The sequence below is a fragment of the Lentzea sp. NPDC054927 genome (assembly GCF_053610285.1).
Genome location: NZ_JBSGXZ010000005.1, coordinates 225,458 through 252,240 on the forward strand (window position 1 = coordinate 225,458; position 26,783 = coordinate 252,240).

Annotated in this window: 34 protein-coding genes; 18 read left to right on the forward strand and 16 right to left on the reverse strand. The window is 69.1% G+C overall.

Features of this window, described 5'->3' with window-relative positions; all coding sequences use genetic code 11:
- Window positions 1-15: 15 nt before the first annotated feature.
- On the forward strand, window positions 16-630 hold the full coding sequence (locus ACWGE0_RS11115; RefSeq protein WP_452260738.1) for a hypothetical protein: 615 nt from the start codon (window positions 16-18) through the stop codon (window positions 628-630).
- On the opposite strand, the gene ACWGE0_RS11120 is transcribed toward ACWGE0_RS11115, so the two are convergent.
- The 6 genes from ACWGE0_RS11120 to xrtP all read right to left on the reverse strand — a co-directional run bounded on the left by ACWGE0_RS11120 (window position 581) and on the right by xrtP (window position 7,034).
- Window positions 581-2,518: an ATP-dependent DNA helicase gene (locus tag ACWGE0_RS11120; RefSeq protein WP_452260844.1), complete on the reverse strand. Its 1,938-nt coding sequence runs from the start codon at window positions 2,516-2,518 to the stop codon at window positions 581-583. The genes ACWGE0_RS11115 and ACWGE0_RS11120 overlap by 50 nt on opposite strands.
- A gap of 488 nt (window positions 2,519-3,006) precedes the next feature.
- Entirely contained in the window at window positions 3,007-3,795 is a 789-nt protein-coding gene (locus tag ACWGE0_RS11125) for a TIGR04222 domain-containing membrane protein (RefSeq protein ID WP_452260739.1), read from the reverse strand.
- A gap of 22 nt (window positions 3,796-3,817) precedes the next feature.
- Window positions 3,818-4,480, reverse strand: coding sequence for a nucleotidyltransferase domain-containing protein (locus tag ACWGE0_RS11130; protein WP_452260740.1), 663 nt, complete (start codon window positions 4,478-4,480; stop codon window positions 3,818-3,820).
- A 10-nt stretch (window positions 4,481-4,490) separates the two neighbouring features.
- The gene (locus ACWGE0_RS11135; RefSeq protein WP_452260741.1) at window positions 4,491-5,063 is read right to left on the reverse strand and encodes a biotin transporter BioY; all 573 of its coding nucleotides are present in this window, start codon (window positions 5,061-5,063) and stop codon (window positions 4,491-4,493) included.
- Window positions 5,064-5,148: 85 nt separating this feature from the next.
- Window positions 5,149-6,471: a glycosyltransferase gene (locus ACWGE0_RS11140; protein WP_452260845.1), complete on the reverse strand. Its 1,323-nt coding sequence runs from the start codon at window positions 6,469-6,471 to the stop codon at window positions 5,149-5,151.
- A 44-nt stretch (window positions 6,472-6,515) separates the two neighbouring features.
- Window positions 6,516-7,034, reverse strand: a complete 519-nt coding sequence (gene xrtP / locus ACWGE0_RS11145; RefSeq protein ID WP_452260742.1) for an exosortase P — start codon at window positions 7,032-7,034, stop codon at window positions 6,516-6,518.
- Window positions 7,035-7,329: 295 nt separating this feature from the next.
- On the opposite strand from xrtP, the gene ACWGE0_RS11150 reads away from it, so the two are divergent.
- The 4 genes from ACWGE0_RS11150 (at window position 7,330) to ACWGE0_RS11165 (ending at window position 10,360) form a co-directional block, all read left to right on the forward strand.
- Entirely contained in the window at window positions 7,330-8,094 is a 765-nt protein-coding gene (locus ACWGE0_RS11150; protein WP_452260743.1) for a choice-of-anchor P family protein, read from the forward strand.
- A gap of 16 nt (window positions 8,095-8,110) precedes the next feature.
- The gene (locus ACWGE0_RS11155; protein ID WP_452260744.1) at window positions 8,111-8,314 is read left to right on the forward strand and encodes an LPXTG cell wall anchor domain-containing protein; all 204 of its coding nucleotides are present in this window, start codon (window positions 8,111-8,113) and stop codon (window positions 8,312-8,314) included.
- 66 nt (window positions 8,315-8,380) lie between these two features.
- Window positions 8,381-9,553, forward strand: coding sequence for a non-hydrolyzing UDP-N-acetylglucosamine 2-epimerase (gene wecB, locus ACWGE0_RS11160; RefSeq protein ID WP_452260745.1), 1,173 nt, complete (start codon window positions 8,381-8,383; stop codon window positions 9,551-9,553).
- Between the two features lie 150 nt (window positions 9,554-9,703).
- The gene (locus ACWGE0_RS11165; RefSeq protein WP_452260746.1) at window positions 9,704-10,360 is read left to right on the forward strand and encodes a hypothetical protein; all 657 of its coding nucleotides are present in this window, start codon (window positions 9,704-9,706) and stop codon (window positions 10,358-10,360) included.
- Here the strand turns inward: ACWGE0_RS11165 and ACWGE0_RS11170 are convergent.
- On the reverse strand, window positions 10,357-10,896 hold the full coding sequence (locus ACWGE0_RS11170; RefSeq protein ID WP_452260747.1) for an isochorismatase family protein: 540 nt from the start codon (window positions 10,894-10,896) through the stop codon (window positions 10,357-10,359). The genes ACWGE0_RS11165 and ACWGE0_RS11170 overlap by 4 nt on opposite strands.
- A 1-nt stretch (window position 10,897) precedes the next feature.
- Complete coding sequence (locus ACWGE0_RS11175) at window positions 10,898-12,181, reverse strand: nicotinate phosphoribosyltransferase (RefSeq protein WP_452260748.1); 1,284 nt, start codon at window positions 12,179-12,181, stop codon at window positions 10,898-10,900.
- A gap of 79 nt (window positions 12,182-12,260) precedes the next feature.
- On the opposite strand from ACWGE0_RS11175, the gene clpS reads away from it, so the two are divergent.
- From clpS to ACWGE0_RS11195, 4 genes are read left to right on the forward strand one after another with little or no spacing between them, the layout of a single operon-like run.
- A complete protein-coding gene (gene clpS / locus ACWGE0_RS11180) occupies window positions 12,261-12,560 on the forward strand; it encodes an ATP-dependent Clp protease adapter ClpS (protein ID WP_319967814.1) in 300 nt (99 codons plus the stop codon).
- Complete coding sequence (locus ACWGE0_RS11185; protein WP_452260749.1) at window positions 12,557-13,114, forward strand: DUF2017 domain-containing protein; 558 nt, start codon at window positions 12,557-12,559, stop codon at window positions 13,112-13,114. Before clpS ends, ACWGE0_RS11185 begins: the two co-directional genes overlap by 4 nt.
- Window positions 13,111-14,022 (forward strand): P1 family peptidase, encoded by a 912-nt coding sequence (locus ACWGE0_RS11190; protein ID WP_452260750.1) that lies wholly within the window; start codon window positions 13,111-13,113, stop codon window positions 14,020-14,022. Before ACWGE0_RS11185 ends, ACWGE0_RS11190 begins: the two co-directional genes overlap by 4 nt.
- Before the next feature lie 17 nt (window positions 14,023-14,039).
- Complete coding sequence (locus ACWGE0_RS11195) at window positions 14,040-14,339, forward strand: hypothetical protein (RefSeq protein ID WP_319967811.1); 300 nt, start codon at window positions 14,040-14,042, stop codon at window positions 14,337-14,339.
- On the opposite strand, the gene ACWGE0_RS11200 is transcribed toward ACWGE0_RS11195, so the two are convergent.
- Genes ACWGE0_RS11200 through ACWGE0_RS11210 form a run of 3 tightly spaced genes read right to left on the reverse strand, consistent with a single transcriptional unit; the run spans window position 14,323 to window position 15,405 of the window.
- Window positions 14,323-14,742: an SRPBCC family protein gene (locus ACWGE0_RS11200; protein WP_452260751.1), complete on the reverse strand. Its 420-nt coding sequence runs from the start codon at window positions 14,740-14,742 to the stop codon at window positions 14,323-14,325. The genes ACWGE0_RS11195 and ACWGE0_RS11200 overlap by 17 nt on opposite strands.
- Window positions 14,742-15,239, reverse strand: a complete 498-nt coding sequence (locus ACWGE0_RS11205) for an SRPBCC family protein (RefSeq protein ID WP_452260752.1) — start codon at window positions 15,237-15,239, stop codon at window positions 14,742-14,744. The genes ACWGE0_RS11200 and ACWGE0_RS11205 overlap by 1 nt, the downstream gene beginning before the upstream one ends.
- Window positions 15,232-15,405 (reverse strand): hypothetical protein, encoded by a 174-nt coding sequence (locus ACWGE0_RS11210; protein WP_452260753.1) that lies wholly within the window; start codon window positions 15,403-15,405, stop codon window positions 15,232-15,234. The genes ACWGE0_RS11205 and ACWGE0_RS11210 overlap by 8 nt, the downstream gene beginning before the upstream one ends.
- Window positions 15,406-15,689: 284 nt before the next feature.
- On the opposite strand from ACWGE0_RS11210, the gene ACWGE0_RS11215 reads away from it, so the two are divergent.
- The 3 genes from ACWGE0_RS11215 to ACWGE0_RS11225 are packed head-to-tail and all read left to right on the forward strand — an operon-like array spanning window position 15,690 to window position 17,358.
- Window positions 15,690-16,100: a Mov34/MPN/PAD-1 family protein gene (locus ACWGE0_RS11215; protein WP_086661214.1), complete on the forward strand. Its 411-nt coding sequence runs from the start codon at window positions 15,690-15,692 to the stop codon at window positions 16,098-16,100.
- Between the two features lie 27 nt (window positions 16,101-16,127).
- Window positions 16,128-16,400: a MoaD/ThiS family protein gene (locus tag ACWGE0_RS11220; protein WP_319967807.1), complete on the forward strand. Its 273-nt coding sequence runs from the start codon at window positions 16,128-16,130 to the stop codon at window positions 16,398-16,400.
- A gap of 7 nt (window positions 16,401-16,407) precedes the next feature.
- On the forward strand, window positions 16,408-17,358 hold the full coding sequence (locus tag ACWGE0_RS11225; RefSeq protein WP_452260754.1) for a PLP-dependent cysteine synthase family protein: 951 nt from the start codon (window positions 16,408-16,410) through the stop codon (window positions 17,356-17,358).
- Between the two features lie 133 nt (window positions 17,359-17,491).
- Here the strand turns inward: ACWGE0_RS11225 and ACWGE0_RS11230 are convergent, their stop codons facing one another.
- Entirely contained in the window at window positions 17,492-18,352 is an 861-nt protein-coding gene (locus ACWGE0_RS11230; RefSeq protein WP_452260755.1) for an SMP-30/gluconolactonase/LRE family protein, read from the reverse strand.
- Window positions 18,353-18,384: 32 nt separating this feature from the next.
- Here ACWGE0_RS11230 and ACWGE0_RS11235 point away from each other — a divergent pair, with 32 nt between their 5' ends.
- From ACWGE0_RS11235 to ACWGE0_RS11250, 4 genes are read left to right on the forward strand one after another with little or no spacing between them, the layout of a single operon-like run.
- Entirely contained in the window at window positions 18,385-18,996 is a 612-nt protein-coding gene (locus ACWGE0_RS11235) for a rhomboid family intramembrane serine protease (RefSeq protein WP_452260756.1), read from the forward strand.
- Between the two features lie 11 nt (window positions 18,997-19,007).
- Window positions 19,008-19,757 carry a glutamate racemase gene (gene murI / locus ACWGE0_RS11240; RefSeq protein WP_452260846.1) on the forward strand — a complete coding sequence of 250 codons (750 nt, stop codon included), beginning with the start codon at window positions 19,008-19,010 and terminating at the stop codon, window positions 19,755-19,757.
- 1 nt (window position 19,758) lies between these two features.
- Window positions 19,759-20,526 carry an MBL fold metallo-hydrolase gene (locus ACWGE0_RS11245; protein ID WP_452260757.1) on the forward strand — a complete coding sequence of 256 codons (768 nt, stop codon included), beginning with the start codon at window positions 19,759-19,761 and terminating at the stop codon, window positions 20,524-20,526.
- On the forward strand, window positions 20,523-20,939 hold the full coding sequence (locus tag ACWGE0_RS11250; RefSeq protein ID WP_452260758.1) for an OsmC family protein: 417 nt from the start codon (window positions 20,523-20,525) through the stop codon (window positions 20,937-20,939). Before ACWGE0_RS11245 ends, ACWGE0_RS11250 begins: the two co-directional genes overlap by 4 nt.
- Here ACWGE0_RS11250 and ACWGE0_RS11255 read toward each other — a convergent pair.
- Entirely contained in the window at window positions 20,897-21,391 is a 495-nt protein-coding gene (locus ACWGE0_RS11255; protein WP_452260759.1) for a DUF2231 domain-containing protein, read from the reverse strand. The two genes, ACWGE0_RS11250 and ACWGE0_RS11255, sit on opposite strands and share 43 nt — an antisense overlap.
- A 49-nt stretch (window positions 21,392-21,440) precedes the next feature.
- On the opposite strand from ACWGE0_RS11255, the gene rph reads away from it, so the two are divergent.
- Together rph and rdgB are read left to right on the forward strand one after the other, a co-directional pair.
- The gene (gene rph / locus ACWGE0_RS11260; RefSeq protein WP_166047800.1) at window positions 21,441-22,205 is read left to right on the forward strand and encodes a ribonuclease PH; all 765 of its coding nucleotides are present in this window, start codon (window positions 21,441-21,443) and stop codon (window positions 22,203-22,205) included.
- Entirely contained in the window at window positions 22,202-22,801 is a 600-nt protein-coding gene (gene rdgB / locus ACWGE0_RS11265; protein WP_319967800.1) for an RdgB/HAM1 family non-canonical purine NTP pyrophosphatase, read from the forward strand. Before rph ends, rdgB begins: the two co-directional genes overlap by 4 nt.
- Here rdgB and ACWGE0_RS11270 read toward each other — a convergent pair.
- From ACWGE0_RS11270 to bcp, 3 genes are all read right to left on the reverse strand, one after another.
- On the reverse strand, window positions 22,798-25,671 hold the full coding sequence (locus ACWGE0_RS11270; protein WP_452260760.1) for an NACHT domain-containing protein: 2,874 nt from the start codon (window positions 25,669-25,671) through the stop codon (window positions 22,798-22,800). The two genes, rdgB and ACWGE0_RS11270, sit on opposite strands and share 4 nt — an antisense overlap.
- A 10-nt stretch (window positions 25,672-25,681) precedes the next feature.
- Window positions 25,682-26,020 (reverse strand): DMT family transporter, encoded by a 339-nt coding sequence (locus ACWGE0_RS11275; protein ID WP_452260761.1) that lies wholly within the window; start codon window positions 26,018-26,020, stop codon window positions 25,682-25,684.
- 288 nt (window positions 26,021-26,308) lie between these two features.
- Window positions 26,309-26,776, reverse strand: coding sequence for a thioredoxin-dependent thiol peroxidase (gene bcp / locus ACWGE0_RS11280; protein WP_452260762.1), 468 nt, complete (start codon window positions 26,774-26,776; stop codon window positions 26,309-26,311).
- Window positions 26,777-26,783: the final 7 nt, after the last annotated feature.

Genomic DNA, 26,783 nt, shown 5'->3' on the forward strand with positions numbered 1-26,783 from the left:
GCTTAGCTTCGGGCGGTGGCAAACGAACTGACCATCCCGCTCCTGCCCTGCAAGTCCATCGACGAGATCGCGTCGTTTTACGAGATGCTCGGCTTCTCCATCACCTACCGGCAGACGCGGCCGAACCCGTACGTCGCGCTCAAGCGTGAAGACATCAACCTGCACTTCTACGGGATGGACGGCCACGTCCCGGAGCAGTCGCACAGCACGTGTCTGATCATCGTGCAGGACACCGGTCCGCTGTTCGAGGCGTTCGCGGCAGGGATGCGGGCTGTGCACGGGAAGATGCTGATCTCCGGCATTCCGCGGATGACCCGGCCGCGGCTGCGCAACGACAGGTACACCGGGTTCACCGTCGTCGATCCGGGTGGCAACTGGATCCGGATCAACAAGGCCGCTGCAGAACCCGAGGCGACTACGAAGCTCGCCAAGGCCATGGAGAACGCCGCGCGGCAGGCCGACGCGCACGGGGATGAACGCCAGGCGTTGAAGATCCTGGAAGGCGCGCTGAAGCGGGCCGACGGGTCCGAGCCCGAGCTGCCGGAGGTGCAGGCTTTCCGCGACGAGCTGGTCGAACGGATCAAGGCGTCTTCTTCGCCCCAGGAGTCTGGGCCGCGTCCAACCGCGTGAGCGCGGCCCTGACCACGTCGGGGTCGTAGGTCGTCCAGAACGGGGGGAGTGAGGCGCGCAGGAAGCCGCCGTAACGGGCCGTGGCCAGCCTCGGGTCGAGGACGGCCACCACGCCCTTGTCCGACATCGACCGCAGCAACCGACCGGCGCCCTGGGCGAGCAGCAGCGCCGCGTGGGTCGCCGCGACCGTCAGGAAGCCGTTGCCGCCACGCGAGTTGACGGCTTTCTGGCGTGCGGAGGCCAGCGGGTCGTCCGGGCGGGGGAACGGGATCCGGTCCATGATCACGAGCTGCAGGCTGGGGCCGGGCACGTCCACGCCCTGCCACAGCGACAGCGTGCCGAACAGGCAGGTGCGGTCGTCCTCGCTGAACTTCTTGACCAGCAGGCCGGTCGAGTCGTCGCCCTGACAGAGGATCGGGTAGTCGAGCTTGTCCCGCAGCGCTTCCGTGGCCTGCTTCGCCGCGCGCATCGACGAGAACAGCCCGAGCGCCCGGCCGCCTGCGGCGTTCACCAGGCCCTCGATCTCGTCGAGGTACTCCTGCGGCAGTCCGTCGCGTCCCGGCTGCGGCAGATGCCTTGCCACGTAAAGGATACCGCTCGACCCGTGCTGGAACGGGCTGCCGACGTCGAGCCCCGACCACTTTGGGCCGTCGATGTCCTTGTCCGTCGCCGCGCCCTCGATCTTCTTGACCTTTTCCGCCGGCGGCAGCCCCCACTGGCGCGCCATGGTGTCGAAGGCGCCGCCCAGCGTGAGCGTCGCGGACGTCAACACGGTGGTGCGCTTGGCGAACAGCCTCTCTCGCAGCAGCCCGCCCACGCCCAGAGGTGCGACACGCAGCGTTGGCGCCTTCTGGTTGAAGTCGCCCGACACCCACACGACGTCGCGTTCCTCGTCGAACGCCTCCAGCACCCGCACCGCGCAGTCGTGGACCTCCTCCAGCAACGCCAGCGCGAGCTTGCGCGCCGTCGCCCCTTCAGGGTCTTCCTTGCGCTCCGGCCCCATCGCCGACACGCAGTTGTGCGCGGCGTCGCGGGTGGCCGCGAGTGCGCCCGCGAGCGCTCGCGGCAACGCGTCGAGCCGGCCTGAGGGCATGTCCTCGAGGATCATCGCCAGCCCGTCGCTGGCCTCGGCCAGCCGGTCCGCGATGTCCTGGTCGATCAGCCGGCCGCACCGCCGTGCCGCGATCGCGATGCTCGCGCCGCTCAGCTCCTCGGTCGCCACCGACGTGACGCGGTCGACGAGGTCGTGCGCCTCGTCGATCACCACGACGTCGTGGTCCGGCAGAACCTGGTAGCCCTCCAACGCGTCGATGGCGAGCATCGCGTGGTTCGTGACGACCACGTCCGCCTTGCCCGCCTCGGCCCGCGCCCGTTCCGCGAAGCAATCAGCCCCGATCGGGCACTTCGACACGCCCAGACACTCCCGCGCCGTGACGCTGACCTGCCGCCACGACTGGTCGCTCACGCCGGGCACCAACTCGTCCCGGTCGCCGGTCTCGGTGTCCGACGACCACTCGTGCAGCCGCTTCACCTCACGCCCGAGCCGCGACACCGCGAACGGGTCGAACAGCCCGGCCTCCTCCGGCTCCTCGGGCGCGCCGTTGTGCACCCGATGCATGCAGAGGTAGTTCCTGCGGCCCTTGAGGATCGCGTACGTGGGCTCGCGCCCGAGCTCCTTCTTCAACGCCTTCGACAGCCGCGGCAGATCCCGGTCCACGAGCTGCCGCTGCAACGCGATCGTGGCCGTGGAGATCACCACCGTCTCGTCCTCGGCCACCGCGTGCCGGATGGACGGCACCAGGTACGCCAACGACTTGCCCGTGCCCGTGCCGGCCTGCACGGCGAGATGCTCGCCGGTGCGGATGGAGTGGTCGACGGCCTCGGCCATCTCCACCTGACCGGGCCGCTCCGCACCGCCGACGGCGTGGACGGCGGTTTCGAGGAGGCTCAGGGTGGGGGGAACTTCAGGCACGAGACAGACCGTACCCGGCAGGTCCGACAGTCTCCGCCAGACACCGCGGACTCACTGGTCGGCGCTGTCGGAGTGCGGGTCGGGCGGGGACGGGGCGCTTTCCGACGCGGGTGGGGTTGGCACGGCACGGGTGGACTGCCAGGGCACGGGTGGGCTAGCCGGGCGCGGTGGGCTGCCAGGGCACGGGCGGGGTTGGGACGGCGCGGGTGTGTTGTGGGCGTGGGCGTGGGTGGTTTGGCACGGCGCGGTGGGTTGGCAGGGTGCCGCGCGGTTGGCAGGGCGTGGTTGTTGTGGGCACGGCTGCTGGTGTTAGAGCGTGGAGCCGCTGGAGCTGTGGTGGGCGCCGTTGCGGGTTGTTGGGCGGCCGTTGCTGTCGTGCGGATGGGCCGCTGTGGTCGCCGGGCTCAGTCGCCGCCGCCTCCGCCGCACCCGCCGCCACAACCGCCTCCGCTGTCACCGCCGCCGTCGCTGCCGCACGAGCTCGACGAACAGCCACCGCCGCAGCTGCTGCTGCTCGACGTGTCACGGTCCGGCAGCGTCGCGACCACGATCGCGCCGAGGCCGAACATCCCGGCTACCGCGAGGCCGCCGACCCTGCCGCGCAGGCCGCGCACGGCGACGGCGCGCAGCGGGTCCTGTGGGGTCACGCGGCGGCTGGCCCGTTTCAGCAGGACGTAGCCGGACCTGGTGCGCAGGCGGCCTGGGTCGCGGGCGCGCAGCACCGAGGCCCAGACGAACACCACTGCCGCGGCCGCGAAGAAGTACCAGAACGGCAGTTCGGTCAGCTTTTGCGGCAGGTCCTCCAGCAGGTCGGGGGCCACGGCGACGCAGACGCCCGCCACCATGAGCAGCGGTGCCAGCAGGAACAGCCACGGGTAGAGGCGCGGGCGCAGGGAACGGCGGCGGCGCAGCAGGCCTCGGCCGATCAGGTGGGCGCGCAGGCCTTCCGCCTCGGCCGAGCTGAAGGTGCTCAGCAGGAGGTCGTTGAGGTGCCGCGGGGTGCGCAGGCCGTTCAGGATCTGCGCTTCCAGCGGGGTGGAGGGGCGGGCGCCGGGCACGTGGACGGCGCTCAGCACGCCCTCGCGCGAGACCCGGACCACGCCGGTCTGGATCAGGCGGGCCAGGGCGACCTCGGCGGCGCGGGCCGGGCCGCCGGCGAGGCAGCCCAGCTCTTCCGGGGTATGCGTCGTCACGCGGATTTCTCGGCCGCGGACCTCACGTCGTTACGTCGGCCATGATCCGGTCGAACAACTCGAGGGCGGCCTGGCCGTGCGCGACCGTCAGCGGCACGTCCGAACCCCGCCGGGACGCCACCAGGTCCAGGATCGGCAGGTCGGGCCAGCGGGCAGCGGCGAGTTCACCTGCACGCGACTTGCTGACGATCTCGCCGGTCCGGATCGTGTGCCACAACCGGGCAGGGCCGAGGCCCACCCACAGCAACGCGTCGCGCGGTATCGACGCCTGGGGGTCCAAGGACGGAAGCACCTCGCGGAAGCGATCGAAGTCCAGCTTCCAGTAGCTGACCAGGTTGTCGCGGCAGTACGCCTCGACGTCAGCAGCGGTGCCAGGGCAGGTGGGGCGTGTGCCGCGCACGGTCTGACCGACGGTCCGCAGCTGTTGCCACAGCACAGGCGTGACTTCACCCGAGAGAGGCGTCACGTCGAAGACAGGCAGTTCCAACGAACCTGCCAGCACCACGGCCACATCCGCACCGTCCGCGGCAGGCAGCTCAACGGGCGAGGAAACCTCGATCACGATGTCGAGGTCCGAGTCGGCGACGACGTCGTCCAACACCCGCGAGCCATAAACATGCGCGCCCACCACAACATCAGGCAGGCGCGCATCCAAGAACGACAAGTACTCCCCAGGCGTGATCACCTGGTCCAAGCTACCGACGGCGCACGAGTGCCCAGGCTCCCGGCAGCACGCCCGCGGCCAGCGCGATCTTCAGCGCGTCACCGATCAGGAACGGCAGCACGCCCACGGCCAGGGCCTTCGACAGCGACATGCCGGTCATCGCCATCAGCCACGGCACGCCGACCGAGTAGATCGCCAGGTTGCCCAGCGCCATCGTGCCGACGACCCGCAACGGCGTGCGGTCGCCGCCGCGTCCGGCCAGGTAGCCCACCAGGGCGCCGGCGAACACGAAGCCGACGACGTAGCCGAGCGACACCGGCACACCGGACGTGCCGCCCTGGAACCACGGCACGCCGGCGACGCCCGCGATCAGGTACAGGAGCATCGAGGTGGCGCCGCGTTGCCAGCCGAGACTGGCACCCACCAGAAGCGCGGCGAAGGTCTGGCCGGTCAGCGGAACCGGGCTGCCGGGGATCGGCAGCGCCACCTGTGCGGCCAGGCCGGTGAGGGCGGCACCGGCGACCACGAGGGTCAGGTCGCGGACGAGGGCGCCCGGCACGAAGTCGGCGAGCACGGTGCGACGAGGCGCGAGTGCGAGAGTCACGTTCCCTCCCAGGCGGAATCGAGTGAACCGAGGTTAACCAGGGAAACTCGAGAACGTCTTTGTTCGATCTCTACAAAGTGACCGGTCACACATCCAGGGCGACCTTGCCTGCCACTCTGTCCTCGTTGCGACGCGTTTTGGTCCAACCGTTGTTGCCGCGCACCAAGCGGATCAGTGCGCGCCACGACGTGATGTAGAAGGTGTAGATGTACAGCGCGTAGCCGAACCCGTACGCAATGGACTTCCAGAACCCGACGGGCTCACAGCGCGCGCGGTAGACCGGTCCCCACAGGACGAACGGCAACAGGCCGAACGCGCCGTAGACGGTGAACAGGATCCACGCGCCGTCGAAGAACCACGCCACGACTTCAGCGGGTGACACCGCGAACCGGTACGCCATCATGGCCATCGGGATCGGGTAGATGAGCGTGCCGAGCAACTGCATCCACGGTTGCGCGAGGTAGTACATCATCTCCGCGGCACCGAGAGTGGTGAGGTGCTCGGAGTCCCAGATGCGCCTCAGATAACGCATGCACTGCATCGTGCCCTGGCCCCAACGGGTGCGTTGGGCCAAGAAGCGGCGCAACGAGTACAGCGCCTCCTGGTTCACGTGCGTGTCCAACGAGAAACCGGTGTGCCAGCCCGCGGTCAGCAGGTGCACGCCGAGTTCGAAGTCCTCCAGCAACGACCCGCGCCACGGGCTGCCGGTCGGCCCGGCGATCGAGTCCAAAGCGGACAGTCGGGTGAACTGACCGTTGCCGCCCATGGAGATCGTGCCGGTCGCGCCGCGCGACATCTGGATCGCCGCGATGGCCGTGCGGAACTCCAGGTCCTGCATCCGCACCAGCCCGGCACCGAACGCCCGGCGCCACGCGGACACTCCCGGTTGCCGCTGACCGGCGTTGATCATCCGCACGTCCACCTGTACGGCACCGATCCGCGGATTGCCGAAGAGATGGGCGGCCGCACAGACTTCCAGGCAGTTGGCAGCAGGACGTCCGTCAGCGTCAACAACAACGACGACCGCACGGTCGGTGTCCGCTCGTCGACCCATCCACAGCTTCAACGTGCGGTAGGCGTCGTTCAGCGCGTTGCCCTTGCCGGTGCGGGCATACGGGCGTTGGCGCTGCACGAGATGGATGTTCGGATCACGAACACCGCCGTTGCGCTTCAACATTCGCACGACTCCGGCAGTCCGGTCGTCGGAGTCGTCGTCGATGACCCACACGTGCGCGATGGGGAACGTCCCGCGCAAGTAACGGATCGTGTCGCCGATGACGGCCTCTTCGTCGCGGCACGGCACGAAGAAGTGCCACTCCAACGAGCTGGGCTCTCCCACGGGTGCGGGTTTGCGCCGCAGGTACGGCACCACGATGAACAACACGTACGTCACGAAGGCGACGCTCATCGTCAGCGCGAGCGCCTGCGTGAACCCGAGAACGAGGTCGAGGCTCACTTGCGCGTGGCCAGCCAGACGAACACCACGAGTGCGGCCGCGCCACCGAACACGCTGACCATCGACCCGAGCAGTGTGTGACCCCAGTAGTAGCCGGTGTCGACGCCCAGCCACTGCACCAGGCCGACGAGCGTCAGCACCCGGAACTGGTTCACGACCACGACCGCCAGCGCCGCGATCCCCAGTGCGAACAGCACGCGCGACTGGATCCGCGGCCGCAGCGCGATCATCACGGCGCCCACCACGATCAACGGCAGCACGAGGAACGCGGACGTGCACTCCGGCGTCATCCGCAGGCCCAGCGGCGTGTCCGAACCCAGTCCGAAGTAGACGGTCTGGCGGTCGGGAACCACGTCCACGCCGTACGAGCTGACGACGCCGAGGATCGCGCCGGACAGCGAGATCTCCGCCGTGCGGTACAGGCGGTGTGCGAACACGAGTCCCGCGGCAACCGCGAGCAGGACGACCACCGTCACCCGGCTCGGGAATGCGGTGCGGCGCACGGCAAGCGTCACCCGAGGATCCTTTCCACCGATGAGGGAGCGCCCAGACGGGCTACTTGACGTTCCATCGGTAGACGCAACGTCAGCCCTCACCCCCGGATCGGGTGACGCCGTAACCGGAAATTGATCAAAAAACCCACGATGAGTGGCGCCGATTGGGCGAACCGAGTGGTCGTGTCGCCCGATACGGGGAGTAACCCTCAGTTCCCTCGAAAGAACGCCGATGCCGGTAATTGCCCCCGGAAAGCGTGAAACCACATTGGTATCAACGTGCCTTGGGGCCGGAGGAATCAAGGGAAGGAGTTTCATGCGTGTCCGAATGACGGGACTGGCTGGAGTCATCGCGATTGCCGCGCTCCTGGTCGGTGCCGCACCTGCTTCGGCCGCTCCGGGGGACGCCTCGGCTTACGGCGCGAGGCTCAACGTGACGCTGCTCGGCAGCCCCGCGGTCAACGCGGAGCCGTTCGCCGCCGCCAACGCGAACGGGCCGACGCAGAACACGTTCGCCGGCGTCGACCTCACCGGGATTCTGAAGACCGGTGTCATCAACGCCTCCGCGTCGCGGGACGAGAAGTCCGGTGGCGTGTACTCGCGGGCGAGCACCGCGGACGTCCGGGTCGACCTGCTCTCCAAGGTCACCGGCAAGATCTCCGCCGAACTGGTGGAGGCGGAGTGCGGGGCCACCCAGAAGGGGCTGACCGGCAAGTCCAAGCTCGCGGGCGTGAACCTCGGCAAGCTCGGCCAGGTCAACGCCGATCCCGCCGCCAACACGAAGCTGGACGTCCAGCTCGCCGGCGTCAAGATCGCTGAAGTGATCTTCAACGAGCAGATCAAGAACGACGACGGCAGCCTCACCGTGAACGCGATCCACATCAAGCTGCTGCAGGGCGTGCTCGGCGCCATCGGCACGGGCGACGTGATCATCTCGTCGGCCACCTGCGGTCCCGCCGGCCTGCCCATCCCGATGGCGTCGGGTGCGGGTTTGTGGATCGGTCTCGGCCTGCTCGGTGTCGTCGCCGCTCCGGTCGCTTTCGTGGCGCTGCGCCGTCGCGCGTCGCTCAACGCGGCCTGACCTAGGAGAGCGGCAGATGTACAAGGTCCCCGGTACCGGCATCGGTGTCGGCACGGGCGTGGGTGCCCTCGCGGTCACCGGCGCGGACGTGACGTGGTGGATCGTCGCGGGAATCGTCCTCCTGCTCGCTGGTGCGTTCCTCATGCACAGCACGCGCAGGAAGCGCCTTCCCGCAGCAGTCGCGGTCCCCGTCAAGACCAGACCGAACCGAGCCGGCTGACACGGCCCGCCTGGGATTGCCCCCGGTCCCAGGCGGGCCTCCCGGTCTCCCCGAGAGAGGACAACGGTGCGCAAAGAAGTTCTGCTGGTGGCCGGCACGAGGCCAGAAGCTGTGAAGATCGCCCCCGTCGCGATCGCGTTGAAGGGGCATCCGGGCCTCCGTCCCACGATCGTCCACAGCGGACAGCACGCCGGCATGGTCGAGCAGGCGCTCAGCGCGTTCGACCTGGTGCCCGACGTGCGGCTGGACGTGCCCCGGCACACCGGGACGCAGGCCGAACTGGTCTCCCGGTTGTTACCCGAGTTCGACGCCCTGCTGGAGGAACGCGACCCCGCGGTCACCCTCGTGCAGGGTGACACCACCACGACCCTGGCCGCGGCGCTTGCCTCCTTCTGGCGCGGAATCCCCGTGGCACATCTCGAAGCCGGTCTGCGGACCGGTGACCTCTACGGCCCGTTCCCCGAGGAGGGGAACCGGCAGATGATCTCCCGCATCACCTCGCTGCACCTCGCGCCGACCGACGACGCCGCCAACGCGCTGAACACGGAGTCCCTGCCGGACAGCCACATCGTCGTCACCGGCAACACCGTCGTGGACGCCGTGCAGCGCGTCGGGGACGCCGACGCCCCCGCGTCCAGCCCGGACGTGATCGCCCTGGAACGGACCCTGGAGGCCACCGGCGGCCGGCTCATGCTGGTCACGGTGCACCGCCGCGAGTCGTGGGGCCGTCCGCTGATGCGCGTGCTCAACGCCGTGCGCGCGATCGCCGACCGGCACCCCGACCTGCACGTGCTGATCCCCGCACACCCGAACCCCGGTGTGCGCGAACAGGTCGTGTCGTTGTTGGGCGGACACGAGCGCGTCGTCATCACCGACCCGTTGGACTACCCGGACCTGGTGCGGGTCCTCAAGCGCGCGGCCCTCGTGCTCACCGACTCCGGTGGCATCCAGGAGGAAGCACCGTCGTTCGGCGTGCCGGTGCTGGTGCTGCGCGAAACCACCGAACGCATGCTCGCCGTCGACGCCGGGTGCGCCTGGCTCGTCGGCACCGACACCACCCGCATCCTCGCCGAAGCGGGCTGGGTGCTCGGCTCCCGGTTGCGGCTTCCCCTGGGGCGCAACCCGTTCGGCGACGGGCGTGCCGCGGTGCGGGTGTGCACCGCGCTGGAGAGGCTGGCGGGCCTGCCGACGGCTCTGCCGCGCCGGGAGCCGTTCGCCACGCTGGTCGGTGTCCGGTGAAATTCTTTTCAAGCTGACCAGATCGCCTGTCACTCGGTCGGGCAATTGAATACACGAACGAGTGACATGGGGTGCCGAGCTGTTATCAGCGCCACGCAACACAACCATTATCGGGCGGTGGGAAACGAGACAAAGGGGAGAAGAGCAAAAGTGCGCAAGAGGTGGATCGCCGGGGCTGTGGCCGCGTTGACGCTGGCAACCGGGGCCCCCGCGCTCGCAAGCAACCCGCCGGGCACCGCCGCGTCAGGTTCCGCGGACTTCGCCAAAGCGGACCAGACGTTCAAGGTCGAGCCGCTCGCCGTGTGCAACGTCAACCCGGACGCGGCCGGCACCGTCACCGGCTCCAGCCCCGCCGTGAGCAGGACCGGGCTCAAGATCGGTGAGACCAGTTCCGCCTGCACGACCGAGGTCGTGAACCCGGACGAGTTCCTCACCAAGACCAGGTCGGTGGCCACGGGCAAGGCGTTCGAGCTGTCCGCGCTCACCGCGGCGAAGGGCCCGCGGCTCAAGATCGCCGAGTGGTCGGTCAACTGCGCCGCCGACGACAAGGGCACGCAGGCGGGCTGGGAGCTCAAGGGCATGTCCGGCTGGACCGGGCTGCCGCAGCAGATCCCGTCCGGTTACGTGCACGACATCAAGGCGGGCAACGGAACCGTGCTCGCCAAGGCCAAGTTCACCGACACCGTGTTCCCGGTGCCGAACGACGGCAGCATCAGCATGACCCTGTTGAAGATCACGTTCGAACCGTCGTCCGGCTACACCGGCAGCATCACCATCGGCAGCGTGGCCTGCTCGCCGACTCCTTAGGCGACAGCGACACCCGCGGCGACCAGCTCCTCAACGGCGGCGTCGCGGGTGGTCGCGGCGACCGCCGCCGTGAGGTCGACGAGCACCCTCGTGCGGAAGCCGTTGCGTTGGGCGTCGAGAGCGGTGGCGCGCACGCAGTGGTCGGTCGCGATGCCGACGACGTCCACATCGGTCACGCCCCTGTCGGTCAGCCATCCCGCGAGGTCGTTCTCCGCCTCGAAACCCGAGTAGGCGGCGGCGAAACGGCCCTTCGAGAACACCTGCTCGATGCCGGACACGTCCAGCTCGGGGTGGAACGACGCGCCGGGCGACCCCGCCACGCAGTGCACCGGCCACGAGTCGATGAAGTCCGGCGTCAGCGAGAAGTGCGAGCCGGGATCCACGTGGTAGTCCCGCGTCGCCACGACGTGGTCGTACGCCGAGGTGGCGATGTGGTGCGAGATGGCCGCGGCCACGGCCGCACCACCCGTCACGGCGAGAGAACCGCCCTCGCAGAAGTCGTTCTGCACGTCCACGACGATCAGCGCCTTGGTCATGTCAGCCCTCCAGGTAAGTCGTCGGGATCGCGGGCTCACCGCGTGAGAGCTTGAGGCCCTCCCACGGCACGCTCACCAGAGCCGCGCGCAGGCGTTCACGGCTCTGCTCCAGCGTGGGTACCTCGTCGGCGACCTGTCCACCACGCATCAGCGGGATCTGGACGAGCTTGTCGTACTGGCCGAGCTCCGGTTCCGCGGACACCTGGAACACGACCTCCTCCAGCGCCGTGCCGGTGTCCTTGTGGCGCCGCAACGCCTTCTTCCAGCCGCCGCGCGACTGCTTCGACGTGCTGCGCTTCTCGACGTGCCTGCCGTCGACCTCGACCAGCTTGTAGACCATGCCCGCGGTGGGCGCGCCGGAACCGGTCACGACGGACGTGCCGACGCCGTACGCGTCCACGGGTTCGGCGCGCAGGGCGGCGATCGCGTACTCGTCGAGGTCGCTGGACACGACGATCCGGGTGTTGCGGGCGCCCAGCGAGTCCAGCAGGTCACGTGCCTGCCTGGCCATCACGCCCAGGTCGCCCGAGTCGATCCGGATCGCGCCGAGGTCGGGACCGGCCACCGCGATGGCCGTCTTGATGCCCTCGGTGATGTCGTAGGTGTCGACCAGCAACGTCGTGCCGACGCCCAGCGCCTCGATCTGGCTGCGGAAGGCCTCTTCCTCGGAGTCGTGCAGCAGCGTGAACGCGTGCGCGCACGTGCCGGCCGTCGGGATGCCGTGCCGGCGCCCCGCTTCCAGGTTCGAGGTCGCGGTGAAGCCCGCCAGGTAGGACGCGCGGGCGCACGCCACGGCGGCTTCCTCGTGCGTGCGGCGCGAGCCCATCTCGATCATCCGGCGGCCGTTCGCCGCCGTGACCATGCGAGCCGCGGCGGACGCGATCGCGCTGTCGTGGTTGAGGATCGAGAGCGCGAGCGTCTCCAGCACGACACCCTCCGCGAAGGATGCGCGCACCGTCAGCACCGGCGAACCGGGGAAGTAGAGCTCGCCCTCGGGATAGCCGTCGATCTCGCCGGAGAACCGGTAGTTCGCGAGCCATTCCAATGTCGAATCGTCGACCACGGCGTTGCGGCGCAGTTGGTCGATCTCCTGCTCACCGAAGCGGAAGTTCTCGATCGCTTCGAGCAGCCTGTTCACCCCCGCGACCACGCCGTACCGGCGGCCGTCCGGGAGTCTGCGAGCGAAGACCTCGAACACGCACGGACGGTCACCAGTGCCGTCACGCAGCGCGGCCGCGAGCATGGTCAGCTCGTAGTGGTCGGTCAGCAACGCCGTCGAGTCCATGGTCGCCAACCCTAAGGTCGCATCCGGTTTAGCCGCATGCGGTCTCCGCCACTGCGGCGAACATGACACCATTGGCGGTATGACCACGCCCGTCGAACAGGAACGGACGCAGGCCGAGCCGATCGGTGCGGAAGTCGTCGCCGAGGACTCGCCATGGCAGACCGTGGTCTGGAACGACCCGGTCAACCTGATGTCCTACGTGACGTACGTGTTCCAGAAGCTGTTCGGGTTCAGCAGGGACAAAGCGACCAAGCTGATGCTCGACGTGCACCACAAGGGCAAGGCGATCGTGACATCGGGCACCAAGGACAAGGTCGAGGCCGACGTGGCGAAGCTGCACGCGGCCGGCCTCTGGGCGACCATGCAGAAGTCCTCGTGAAGCGGTGGATCCGCGACGGTGACGTCGTTGTGGGCAGGCTCGACCGCCAGGAGGCCGCTGTCGTGCGCGGTCTGGTCAGCCAGATCCAGGACATGCTGCTGGCCCGCGCCGAGGAAGCCCCGCAGGACGAGCTCGCCGAGCTGACCGGCATCCGGACCGGCTCGTCGGAGGCCCCCGACGACCCGATCCTCGGCCGGCTGCTCCCGGACTTCCACCGGCTGGACGACGACGCGCCGGACCCGGACGAGGTGAACTCGGCGGCGGCGTTGCGCTCGCTGCACGAACCGGAGCTGCTCGACCAGAAGACGGGCGCGGCCGAGATCGTGCTGAACACGTGCTCGCCGGACGGTGGCGAGATCCGGCTGTCGGTCGGTGAGGCCGAGGCGTGGCTCTCGTCGCTCAACGACGTGCGTCTGGCCCTCGGGACAGCGTTGGACGTCACCGAGGACATGCCCGACGAGCTGCCGCCGGAAGACCCGCGCTCGCCGCACCTCGGGGTGTACCACTGGCTCACGTGGGTGCAGGACACGCTGGTGGAAGCGATGATGCCGTGATTCCCGGCGTCCTCGTCGGTCACCACCACCGCGTCGAACCGGGCTGGGCCACCGGCACCACGGTCGTCCTCGTGCCCCAGGGCGCGGTCGGGGCGGTCGACGGACGCGGTGGCGCCCCCGGTACACGCGAAACGGACCTGCTCGACCCGGCGAACCTCGTCCAGCAGGTGCACGCGATCTGCCTCTCCGGCGGCTCCGCGTACGGGCTCGCGGCGGCGGACGGCGTCATGCGGTGGCTCTCGGAACGCTCGATCGGCTTCCAGGTAGGCGCTCAGCCGCACCACGTCGTGCCGATCGTGCCCGGCGCGGTGATCTTCGACCTGCCGATGTCCGAGTGGGGCAACCGGCCGGACGCGTCGTTCGGCTACGAAGCTTGTGCCGCCGCTTCAACGGAATTCGAGCTCGGCTGCGTCGGTGCGGGTGCGGGTGCGCGCGTCGGTTCGCTCAAGGGCGGCGTCGGCGTGGCGACCAGGAAGGTCGGCGACCACAGCGTCGGCGCGCTCGCCGTGGTGAACGCGGCGGGCGAAGTCGTCGACCGCACAACGGGTCTGCCGTGGTTGCCCGCGCTCGGGACGTCGGCCGTGGCGTTGCCCGAACGCAAGCCCGACGGTCTCAACACGACGATCGGCGTGGTCGCGGTGGACGCGGATCTGTCCAAAGCGGAGTGTCAGCGGATCGCGATGGCGGCGCAGGACGGTCTGGCGCGCGCCGTGCGGCCTGCTCACTCCATGTTCGACGGTGACACGGTGTTCGCGCTGGCCACGGGTGCCGTACCGCTGCCGGAGCCGCGGGTGTTCGCGCTGGACGCGTTGTGCGCCGCCGCTGCCGAGGTCTTCGCGGACGCCGTGGTGTCCGGTGCGCGCGAGGCGACGTCTTTGAACGGCGTGACGGCTTTCCGCGACCTCTGAGTGGGTAGCCACCAGGTATGTCGGATGTCATCGATCAGGCCGCAGGTGTCGTTTCCGAGCTCGTGCCGCCCGGAGTGACCGGGCGCGAGGTGCCCGGCAGGGAGCTGGCGGTGGTCGCGCCCGCCGGGCTGTTCGTCGCGTCGTTCCTGGTGCCGCCGGGCCTGGGGCGGGTGCTGATGAAGCTGGGCGTCGCCGTCACACCGTTCGCGGCGTGGGCGGAGCTGGCCGCGTGGCGTGGGCTCGACCAGGCGCAACGGCGGCGCGGGGTGGCGTTGCTCGCCCTCTACCTCGTGGTGGTGCTCAGCAGGCGTCGATGAACGCCTTGAAGTTCTCGACGTTGCGTTCGACCTGTTCGCGCAGCGACTTCTCCAGCACCCGCCGGCCTAGCTTCAGCAGTCCGGACAGCTGGAACTCGTTGTCGCACACGAGCAGCGTGTGCTGGTCGTCGATCGCGGAGTACCGGTTGGTGATCGTATGCACCATCCCGGTCGTCTCATAGCGGGAGACCCGCTCGTCGGCGGTCGCGGACAGCACCGTCTCCTCCAGCTTGAACTTGCGGTACGTCAGCGTCGCCGTCGCTCCCGCCGCTCCTGGCGTCTCGCTGTGCTGGGTGATGCCGACCAGATCCGGCTGCCACTCGTGCAGGTGCGCGGGGTCGGAGGTGAGCACCCGCACGCGCTCGATCGGCTGGTCGAGCACGATCTCCTTGGTGAACCGCATCAGAGCACCTTCACCCATTCTCCGGCGAGCTGCTCCGCCAGTGCGTGTGCCGCGGCCAGGTCCTCCGGCGCGGATGCCGCGATCCAATCGACCGCGCGTCCGTCCGGCAGGTCGCCGGCCAGGTACTTCTCCAGTGCGACCAGACCGAGCTCCCACCCGACGCCGGTGCCGGGGACGAACTCGCCGGGCATGGGGGAGTGCGTGAGCGTGAGGATGGTCGAGTCGCCGTCCGCTTCCAGGCGCACCAGCACGTCGGTGTTCATCTCGCCGATCTCCCAGGTCAGGCCGATCTCGCTGGGCCGGTCGCAGCGGACGATCTCGCCGCCCGCGTTGCCCTCGAGCTGGTAGCGGCCGCCGATCCGCAGGTCGCCCGAGATCGGCAGGAACCAGCGGACCAGGCGTTCCGGCGTGGTGATGGCGTCCCAGACGTCCTCACGATCGGCCTTGTAGTGCCGCCGGATGACGAGTTTTTCGTCCTCGTAGCCGCGGTCAGTCATCTTCTGCCTCCTCCTGGAGCCTGCGCTCACGCCTGCCACGGGCGAGTTCGGTCTCGAGCGCGTCGAGGTGCGGTTCCCAGAACCGCCGGAAGTGGTCGAGCCAGGAGTCGATCTCTGCAATGGCTTCGGGCGCCGCACGTACGGCCGCGCGTACGGCCCCGCCCACCCAGGGGGCAGACCACCAGCACCGTTCAGCCTATTCGCGACGAGGCGCTGTCAAGGGGGCGGCGACAGATCTGTGGACAACTCGGCGGCCGCACCCGGCTTGTCCACAGATCGCCGGACGGGGGCTTGACAGCGCGTTTTCGCAGCTAGGGTTGAGGGGTGTGGCGGTCTGCCCCCTGGGTGGGCGGGGCCTCGGTGCGGCCTCGGCGGCGCGCTCGAACGACCTGCCCACGGCGGGTATCTCGCATACCGAGACAACTTTCTCCAGCCCGTAGGATTGAGCGCGTGCTGGTGATTCGCCGTGACCTGGTGGACGCGATGGTGGCCCACGCCCGCCGCGACCATCCCGACGAGGCGTGCGGGCAGATCGCGGGGCCTGAGGGCTCTGATCGGCCTGAGCGCATCATCGAGATGGAGAACGCGGAGCGGTCGCCCACGTTCTACCGGTTCGACGCCGCCGAGCAGCTCAAGGTGTACCGCGAGATGCAGGCCAACGACGAGGAAGCGGTGGTCATCTACCACTCGCACACCGCGACGGAGGCCTACCCGTCCCGCACGGACATCAAGTTCGCGAACGAGCCCCAGGCACACTACGTGCTGGTCTCCACGCGTGACCCGATCGAGCACGAGCTGCGGTCGTACCGCATCGTCGACGGTGTCGTGACCGAGGAACCGGTCAAGATCATCGAATCCTGAGTTAGTTTCCGCGGAGGTAGAACCATCATGGCCGTCACCGTGTCGATCCCGACCATCCTGCGCACCCACACCGGGGGCGAGAAGTCGGTGTCCGCCACCGGCGCCACGCTCGCCGAGATCATCGACGACCTGGAGAACAACCACGGCGGCCTCAAGGCCCGCCTGGTCAAGGAAGGTGCGCTGCACCGCTTCGTCAACGTCTACGTCAACGACGAGGACGTGCGCTTCGCCGGCGGCCTCACCGCTCCGGTGAAGGACGGCGACAACGTCACCATCCTCCCGGCTGTCGCGGGCGGCTGATCTTCCGATGGCCCGTTACGACTCGCTCCTGGACGCGCTCGGCGGGACCCCGATGGTGGGCCTGCCCCGCCTGGCGCCGTCCGAGAACGTGCGGATCTGGGCGAAGCTCGAGGACCGCAACCCGACCGGCTCGATCAAGGACCGGCCAGCGCTGGCCATGATCGAGGCGGCGGAGCGGGACGGCATCCTGCGTCCCGGCGCGACGATCCTGGAGCCGACGTCCGGCAACACCGGCATCTCGCTCGCCATGGCCGCGAAGCTCAAGGGCTACGGCCTGGTGTGCGTGATGCCGGAGAACACCTCGACCGAGCGCAAGCAGCTGCTGCAGGCCTACGGCGCCCGGATCGTGTTCTCGCCGGCCGCGGGCGGGTCGAACCAGGCCGTCGCCACGGCCAAGGAGCTCGCCAAGCAGAACCCGGACTGGATCATGCTCTACCAGTACGGGAACCCGGCGAACGCGGAGGCGCACTTCCGCGGCACCGGTCCGGAGATCCTGGCCGACCTGCCGACGATCACGCACTTCGTCGCCGGGCTGGGCACCACCGGCACGCTGGTCGGTGTCGGCCGGTTCCTGCGCGAGGCCAAGCCGGACGTGCAGATCATCGCCGCCGAACCGCGGTACGGCGAGCTGGTCTACGGGCTCAGGAACCTGGATGAGGGCTTCGTGCCGGAGCTGTACGACGAGTCGGTGCTGACCGGGCGGTACTCGGTCGGCTCCTACGACGCGTTGCGTCGCACCCGGCAGCTGCTGGAGACCGAGGGGATCTTCGCGGGCATCTCGACCGGCGCGATCCTGCACGCCGCGCTGGCCGCGGCGCAGAAGGCGGAAGCGGCGGGGAAGGCGGCCGACATCGTGTTCATCGTGGCGGACGCGGGGTGGAAGTACCTGTCCACCGGCGCCTACGCGGGAACGCTGGACGAGGCGGCCGCCAGGCTCGACGGCCACCTCTGGGCGTGACACCTCGGGCATGACAGCTCGACGATCTCGTCTGGACGATCTTGTCGGGGTGGCCGAGTACGTTGAAACGCAGGGGTTCCCAACTCGGGGGACCCCTGCGTGAGCGTGCGCAGGCCGTGGCGGGGCCCCTGCGTCAGCCTGCGAAGGCTGTTCCGGGCACCCCTGCGCCGGCCCCCGGCAGCACGAGCACCGACCCGTTCAGCTGCCTGTCCATCAGCGCCTGGTCCGACAGCCCGACGCGCGCGGACGTGACATAGAGGTCGGTGAAGTCCTGGCCGCCGAAGCAACACGCGGTCGGCTGGTCGACCGGCAGTTCGATCTCACGGTCGAGCTCGCCCTCAGGCGTGTATCGGCGCACGGCGTGGCCGCCCCACAACGCGACCCACACACACCCGTCCGCGTCCACGGTGAGCCCGTCCGGCCAGCCGTCGGTGTTGCCGACGTGGGTGAGCGGGCGGCGGTTCGAGAGGGTGCCGGCGGCGTTGTCGAAGTCGAACACGTCGATCCGGCGGGTCGGGGTGTCGATGAAGTACATGAGCTTGGAGTCCGGGCTCCAGCCGACGCCGTTGCTGGTGTTCACCTTGTCCACCATGACCTTCGCGGCACCCTCGCCGGTGATCCTGGCGAGCCAGCCCTCGTCAGCGGCCTGGTCGTAGCGCATCGTGCCGGCCCACAGCCGGCCGGACGGGTCGATGCCCGCGTCGTTGCCCCGCACACCGTCGCGCGCCCAGTAGACGAGCCAGCTCTTGGTGCCGTCGCGGTCGACCAGCGCGATGCCGTCGCGCAGGTTGCAGACGATGCCGCCCATCGCGCGCGGCTTGGCGGCGCCCACGTGCTGGGGGAGCACGAGCACGGCGTCGTCGTCCCGCGCGGGGGCGTACCGGTGCACCTCGGAGGCGAGGATGTCCACCCACAGCAACGTGGAGCTGCTGTGGTCCCACGTCGGCCCCTCGCCGAGCTGGGCCGATATGCGCACCGCTACTTCGATCGACACCAGATCAGCTTATGGCCACGTACTCTGGGAACGTGGACCGCACCGCCATCGCGAAACGGGTAATTCCGCCGCACCCAGTGATTTCGCTGCTTGTCGTGGCCGGGTTCGTGGGCTTCCTCTACGTCGTGGAGGCCTTCGACGTCGCGACCGGTGGCTCGCTGGAGGGCGACGGCGTCCGGCCGCGCGACTTCAGCGAGTGGGACAACCTGCTGTGGATGCCGTTGATCCACGGCGACTGGAGTCACCTCACCGGCAACGCGGTTCCGTTGCTGTTGCTGGGGTTCCTCGCCACCTCGGGCGGTCTGAAACAGTTCTTCCAGGTCACCGCCGTCATCTGGTTGACGAGCGCGCTGGGCGTGTGGGTGTTCGGCAGCCCCGGCAGCCACATCGGCGCGTCCGGGCTGGTGTTCGGGTTCCTCGCGTTCCTGCTGGTGCGCGGGATCTTCGCCCGGTCGTGGCTCCAGCTGGTGATCGCGGTCGGCGTGTTCGCGCTCTACGGCGCGGCGTTGTGGGGCGTGCTGCCCGGCCAGCCCGGCGTGTCGTGGGAGGGCCACCTGTTCGGCGCAATCGGGGGAATTCTGGCCGCGTGGGGTGTTTCTCGCGACAACCGCCGCAGCACCGCACCGGCTACATTCACGGCGTGACGATCGGGATCATGGACTCGGGCGTCGGCGGCCTGACGGTCGCCCGAGCGATCATGGACCAGCTGCCCGGCGAGTCGATCCACTACATCGGCGACACGGCCAACGGTCCCTACGGGCCTCTCCCCATCGCGCAGGCGCGCAAGCACGCGCTGGAGATCTGCGACCGGCTGGTCGACGAGGGCGCGAAGATGCTCGTCATCGCGTGCAACACCGCGTCCGCGGCGTGCTTCCGCGACGCCCGTGAGCGTTACGACGTGCCGGTGGTGGAGGTGATCCTCCCGGCGGTGCGCCGTGCGGTGCGGACCACCCACAACGGACGCGTCGGCGTGATCGCCACGGTCGGCACGATCAACTCGCACGCCTATCAGGACGCTTTCCAGGCGGCGCGCGACGTCACGGTGACCGCCGCGGCGTGTCCCCGGTTCGTCGACTTCGTCGAGCGCGGCATCACCTCCGGGCGGCAGGTGCTCGGACTGGCCCAGGCCTACCTGGAGCCGTTGCAGCGCGCCGAGGTCGACACCGTGGTCCTGGGCTGCACGCACTACCCGTTGCTGACCGGCGTGATCCAGATCGTCATGGGCGAGGCCGTGACGCTGGTGTCGAGCGCCGAGGAGACGGTGAAGGACGTGGTGCGGTTGCTGACCGAGCGCGACGAGTTCGCCGCCGAACCGGCCGTCCATCGGGTGACGTGCACTGGTCCGCCCGAGCGGTTCGCGAAGCTGGCGGCCAGATTCCTGCCTACCTTTGAACAATGGGGCTGATGTGCTGCTGACCGTGCTCGGCTGCTCCGGCAGCATTCCCGGACCCGGCGCGGCCGCGTCGGGGTACCTCTTGGAGGCCGACGGGTTCACGTTGGCGCTGGAGTTCGGGAACGGGGTGCTGTCGCGGTTCCAGGAGGAACGCCCGCTGTTCTCGATGGACGCGTTGGTGTTGTCGCACCTGCATCCGGACCACTGCATCGACGTGTCGTCGTTGTACGTGGCGCGGAAGTACCACCCGACGCCGCCTTCGTCGGTGCTGCCGGTCTACGCGCCCGCCGAGGCCCCGTCGCGGTTCGTCGCCGCCTACGCGCCCAACGAGGCCGAGCGGTCGTCGTTGGACTTCAGTGACGTCTTCGCCTTTCACGGCTTGGGGTCCACCGTCCAGATCGGACCGTTCACTGTGGACTCCGCCGTGGTGGCGCATCCTTGCGAGGCTTACGGGTTCCGGATTTCCTGCGGTGGCGTGTCGCTGGCCTACACCGGGGACAGCGGGCCGTGCGACGCGTTGGACTCGCTGGCGGCCGGTGTCGACGTGCTGCTGAGCGAGGCGAGCTGGACGCACTCCCCGGAGCGTCAGACCGGCCTGCACATGTCCGGGCTCGAGGCAGGCGAACTGGCCGCCCGAGCGGGAGCTGGTCGCCTGTTGATCACGCACGTGCCGCCGTGGACGTCGCGCGAGGACGTGCTGAGGGAAGCCAAGTCGGCGTTCGGCGGGCCGTGTGAGCTGGTCGTAGAGGGCGGCCGGTACGAGGTGGGGGAGCGGGCATGATCAATCTGGAGCGCGTGGGCGAGCACGAGTTCGTCGCTTCCAACGGGCGTGGCGCGTCGGTGCGGATCGGCCGCAAGGGCCAGGAGGGCTCGTTCAGCCCGGTCGAACTGCTGGTCGCGGCCGCCGCGGGCTGTGCTCTCGTGACGTCGGAAACCCTGATCCTGCGCCGCACCGGTGGCGATCAGCTCACCGCCGTCGCGGACGCGGTCCAGTCCGAGAGCGGCAACGAGGTGATCTCCATCCCGGTGACGCTCTCGTACGACCTGTCCGCCGTGGACGACCCGGAGGCGCTCGAAACCGTCGTCCGTCGTGCCGTGGAACAGTTCTGCACGGTCACGCGGACGCTGAAGCAGTCGGCGACGGCGCCCCTTCAGCTCCCGGCGCCGCTCCAGACCGCCTCCGACCCGCTGTGACCGGCGCGCACGGTCTGCACCGTCGTCCCGACCGCGAGCAGCACGACCAGCACGGACACCACGACTGAGACCACCCGCCACGTCTTCGTGGTGGGTGCCTCCGCCTGGCGCTCCCGGTCCGCGAGCCTGCCCGCGACCAGCAGCGCGATCACCGCGACCCCGAATCCGAGGGCGATGGGCAGCAGCATGGTGCCGAGGTCCGCGTGCGTCTGGATGGCGGGGTTCTGCACACCGTTCTTCGCGAGCGCCGCCTGGAAGTCCTCACCGGCCTGCTTGGCCACCGGAACCGCCGCGACACCGGCCAGCGTGACGCCGAGAACAGGCCACGCGTATCGGCGCCGCCAGGCCGGGACCAGCGCGATCGCGATCGAGCTGAGCGCCGCGAGGGGCAGCAGCACGACCACCGCGTGCACCAGCAACGGGTGAAGCGGAATACCGTCGATCGTCAGCATGTCTCTCCCTACGCCATGGCGCTCCGCAGGGTTCATTAGGGTAGGCCGCGTGGTGCGAAGCGATGGCCGAAACGACGACGTGTTGCGTGACATCCGGATCACGCGTGGATATCAGACCTGGCCCGCGGGCTCGGTCCTGATCGAGTTCGGGAACACCCGCGTGCTGTGCGCCGCGAGTGTCACCGAAGGCGTGCCCCGCTGGCGTCAGGGCTCCGGCCTCGGCTGGGTGACCGCCGAGTACGCGATGCTGCCCTCCGCCACGCACTCCCGCAGCGACCGCGAGTCCGTGAAGGGCCGCATCGGTGGCCGCACGCACGAGATCTCGCGCCTGATCGGGCGTTCGTTGCGTGCCTGCATCGACTTGGCGGCGTTGGGCGAGAACACCATCGTCATCGACTGCGACGTCATCCAGGCCGACGGCGGCACGCGCACCGCGGCGATCACCGGTGCGTACGTGGCGCTGGCCGACGCGGTGACGTACCTCGGCGCCGCCGGTCGTCTCGCCGACCCGTCGCCGCTGTCCTGCGCGGTGTCCGCCGTGTCGGTCGGTGTCGTGGACGGACGCGTGCGGCTCGACCTGCCGTACGAGGAGGACTCGCGGGCCGAGGTCGACATGAACGTCGTCGCCACCGACGCCGGCACGTTGATCGAGGTCCAGGGCACCGGCGAGGGCGCGACCTTCGCCCGGTCCACTTTGGACCGCATGCTCGACGTGGCGCTGCTCGGGTGCGCCGAGCTCAACCGCCTGCAGGCCGCGGCGCTGGCCGAGCCGTACCCCGGCGTGCTGCCGGAACCCAAGGCGAGCAAGCGATGAAGCTGCTTCTTGCTTCGCGCAACGCCAAGAAGCTGCGCGAGCTGCAGCGCATCGTCGCCGCCGAGGGACTCACGGGTATCGAGGTGCTCTCGCTGTCCGACGTGCCGGAGTTCCCCGAGGCGCCCGAGACCGCCCCCGACTTCGAGGGCAACGCGGTGGCCAAGGCCCGTGACGCCGCGCTGGCGACCGGGCTCGTGTCCATCGCGGACGACTCCGGGCTCGCGGTCGACGAGCTGAACGGCATGCCCGGCGTGCTGTCGGCACGGTGGTCCGGCAAGCACGGCGACGACGACGCCAACCTCGACCTCCTGCTCGGCCAGCTCGGCGACGTGCCGGACGAGCGCCGTGGTGCGGCGTTCGTGTCGGTCGTCGCCCTCGTGGTGCCCGGCGGCGAGGAAGTGGTCGTGCGCGGTGAGTGGCGCGGCACGTTGTTGCGTGCGCGGCGCGGGACCGGCGGTTTCGGCTACGACCCGATCTTCGTGCCCGAGGGCTACGAGATCACCTCGGCGGAGATGACCGCCGAGGAGAAGGACGCGGAGTCGCACCGCGGCCGCGCGCTGAAGCTGCTGGTCCCGTACCTGCGCAAACTCGGCTAACCGATCCAGTCGACCGTCACATCGGGGCCGAGTTCATCGACCCCGATGTGGGTGTTCCGCCGGTGCAGTTTGAGACGCAGTTGTCGATCTCTGAGTGGTCGGACGTCGATCGGGACGTGTTCGGTGCGTCCCAGGAACACGTGGTCGAGCTGTGGCAGAGCAGGAAGAGCCGCGAGGTTCTGCCAGTCGGTGCAGGTGAGCGAACGCAGACCAGCTACCTCAACGAGTGGGCTCAGGTCGCAGTCAGGTGCGACCCTGCTGAGGTGAAGGCGCTGCAGTGCCCTTCCGCGCAGGAACTCCAGGCTGCTCCACGGTTCGCGTTGGAGCAGCCCGAGCCAGGAACGGATCGAAGGCAGCCGGTCCAGGTTCGTGAACCGCTGGGCCCAGGTCAGGTAGACGAAGCTTGGTGTGGTTGAACCGAGCAGGCTGACATCGACCTCGCCCGACATTCTCGCGTCAAGTCGTCGGAGACCGATGACGAGCTCGACGAAGCCGAGGTCCCGCTGGGCCTCATGGGGCGGTATCTCGACGTCGGTACCGATCAGCCGCCGCAGGCAGTGCAGGTGCGGGATCAGGCGGGCTGACTGCACAAGGGCATAGCCTCGGTCGAGCGGGGCATCCGCCAGCACCTCCTCCGCATAGCGTCGTGGATCGAAACGCACCCACGCGTCGAGCAACTCCTTCTGCACGCCGGTTCGGCCATCACGCGCGTAACCGGCCAACCGGGCTAACGCTTCAGGTGAGCCGACCAGGGCTGTGCTGCGGATCGTCGCGCGCGCCGCGGCCTCCGACAGTTCCGCCAGATCGGCGGGAAGGTACCGCAGCACGCGATGGCCGATGCTCGCCAGCGAGGACGTCTCCTTGGTGCTGCGCGGCGGTACCAGGGAGTTCTTGATCATCGAGTCGACTCGCTCGTGCACCTCCGCGTCGACGTCCTTCACGGTTTCCAGGCAGGCGGCGGCCAGCAGCCGCAGCCGGCGGCTGTGCCGCGGTTCGTGATCAGCCCGGTCGAGCACCTTGGTCAGCAGGTCGTTCACGTCGGCCCGCCGGCCGTGACCACACGCGAGCACGATCGTCTCCGCCCAGGAGTCGAGGTGTGCGTGGCAGACCAGCGTGTCCACCTGGTCGTCCTCCATCGCCTCCTCGCCCGCGAGGTACTCCTGGAAGGTCCTGTGCACGAAGTCGACCCGCCCCAGCACCGGTTCGCGGATGACACCACTGCGCTCCAGCAGGTGCGTGACGATGGTGTCCGGCTGCTCGTCGACGTTGGGCATCGCGCGGACCTTTCGGGCCACGTGCTCGCGGACCTTCGCCGTCGGCAGCTGGCTGCGGCCGCCGAGCGTCAGCCGCCAAGCCAGGTCCCGGAGCAGAACCGTCTTGTCCGAGGTGGTGAGAATCCGGGCGATGCCGCGCTCCGCGTCCCTCAGGTCCAGGAGCATCGTGAGCGCGGCCGCGTACAGCTCCATGCGGTTGTGCGGCAACTCGGACACTCGCTCGAGGTTCAACGCACACAACATCGCGCACAGCAGGGGTGACGAGGCCAGCGCGCGGAGGTGTTCCCTGCTGTCGAGCTGGGTGACGAGCCGTCGTTGTGCTTCGTCGGGCGCTTTGGCGGCTTCGTGCCAGCGCCGGATGAACGCTTTCACGTCGGCGGAACTCATCTGCTCGAGCACCACAGAGGAGAACGCCTGCTCTTCCAGCCACTTCTCGTCGGCTGCGGCGGGGCGAGCGGTGACGACGAACTGGGAGTCCGGGAAGGCGTGCACCAGTTCGCGCAGCCACTCGCGGACCTTGAGGCGCTTCTGGGGCGGTACCTCATCAACGCCGTCGACGAGCACCAGGCCACGACCCTCGCGCAGGACACGGTGGACCCAGCCCGGTGGCATCAGGCCGGCGAGTGGCCCCGTCACGAACTCGTCCGGTCGTGGCAGCGGGGAGTCGGCGTAGGCGCGCAGCCTGACGGGGAGCGGGATGAGACCGTTCCACCCGCGCAGGTCGTCGACGAACCCGCCACGGGCAGCGGTGACCGCGAGCCAGTCGAGCAGAGTCGTCTTCCCCGAGCCGGCTTCGCCGCGCACGAAGGTGCGGCCGCTCAGCGCGGACTCGACGCGCACGCCGGAACGTGCCCGGTCAGCCTCGCCGAACCACTCGCGCCGCTGCCGTTCCCTGCCTGACACGGTGAGACTCAGGTACGCGACGCTCAACGCGAGCCTGGGCTTGTCCTTCATGGACAGACCGAGAAGTTCCAGGCGGTCGAGGTTCGCGGCGATGTAGCGCAGGTACTCGTCGCGGAACTCGTCGTCGTTGTCCGTGCCGGCGGGTGCGTACAACGAGGTCCGAGGCAGGCGGGCCAGCACGTCTTCCAGCAACGCCGTCTGGGCGGTGGCCAGAGACAGCACCTCGGCCAGTGCGCGCGGCTGGAACGACGGCAGGTGTCTGATGATCTGCACGATGTAGCGGCACGACTGGTCCAGCGCTATCTCGTAGCACCGGCCCAGGTCCTGGCGCGGCATCGAACGACGGATGCGTTGCGCCAGGACCTCGGGGTCGATGTCGTCGGCGAGCAGGGCTTCGTCGGACAGGTCGATGGACGACAGCGCTGCCTCCACCGCGGCCAGCGAAGCGGTGACGTCCTCGTCGGCGAAGCGTTCGAGGACCGGTTCCAGCTGCTCGGTCACCTGGTGACCGATGTGCTGGACCAGCGTCTCGAGCTTGGCTCGTTGGGTGGGCTTGTCGAGTTGCGTCGCGGCGAGGTCGGTCAGCGACGAGGTCCGGGTGTCCTGCTCCGTGTGGGAGGCGAGCCATTCGGTCGCGGCGCGCATCGCCACCGACTGGCCCAGCTTGGAGACCGCGACGATTTCTAAGCCCACCCAAACGAGGTTAGACGCTGGCGTGGGCGTGGGACGCGACCGACACCACGCACACGCCCGCCGCGATCAGGGCCATGCCGCCCAGCATCGCGAGGTTCAGCGGGTCCTCGAACAGCACGCGGCTGGTGACCGCCACCAGCGCGATGCCCGCGCCTGCCCAGATCGCGTACGTGATGGCGACCGGCAGGCCCATCCGGATCACCACCGACTCCAGGTAGAGAGCGGTGAGGAAACCGGCCCCGAGGCCGACGGTCGGCCAGGGTTTCGTGAAGCCGTCGGAGTACTTCAGACAAAGGGTCGCGAAAACTTCCGCGCCCACGGCGACGGCGAGCAACATCCACTTGAGCATTGAATTTTCCCAGCACGAAATGCACGCAGCGCGAGGCATGCGTGTTTGCTTACGAACGGATGGTCGGGCTTAAAAGCCCAGGTCAACCGCCGCGCGTGGGAAAGTGGACGCACAAGACGAAATCAGACGGGATGTCGGGGCCGCGAGGTGCCGTCAAGCGACACACGGTGTATCACCCTCACCGGAACAAGGGGCGGCATTTGTTGCACACCCTCGTACCGACCATACCCGAAGAACGGGCCGCCGCCGCAAGACCTGCGGCGGCGGCGTCACATTCGGTGCCGGAATTCAGGCGGGCAGTTCGCGCAGCAGTTTCGCGACGTGGCCGGTGGCGCGGACGTTGTACATGGCCTTGACGATCTTGCCGTCGGGGCCGACGAGGAACGTCGAGCGGATCACGCCCTGGACGGTCTTGCCGTAGTTCTGCTTCTCGCCGAACGCGCCCCACTCGACCAGGACGGACTTGTCCGGGTCGCCGAGCAGCGGGAAGGTCAGGCCCTCCGCGTCGCGGAACTTGGCGAGCTTCTCCTGCTTGTCGGGTGAGATGCCGACGACGGCGTAGCCCAGGTCGTTGAGTTGGGCGAGGCTGTCGCGGAAGTCGCAGGCCTGCTTGGTGCAGCCCGGCGTGCTGGCGGCCGGGTAGAAGTACACGACCACGGACTTGCCGAGGTAGTCGGACAGGGACACCGGCTTGCCCTCGCTGTCGGGCAGCGTGAACGCGGGCGCGGTGTCTCCAGGCTCGAGACGACTGGTCATGCTCCAG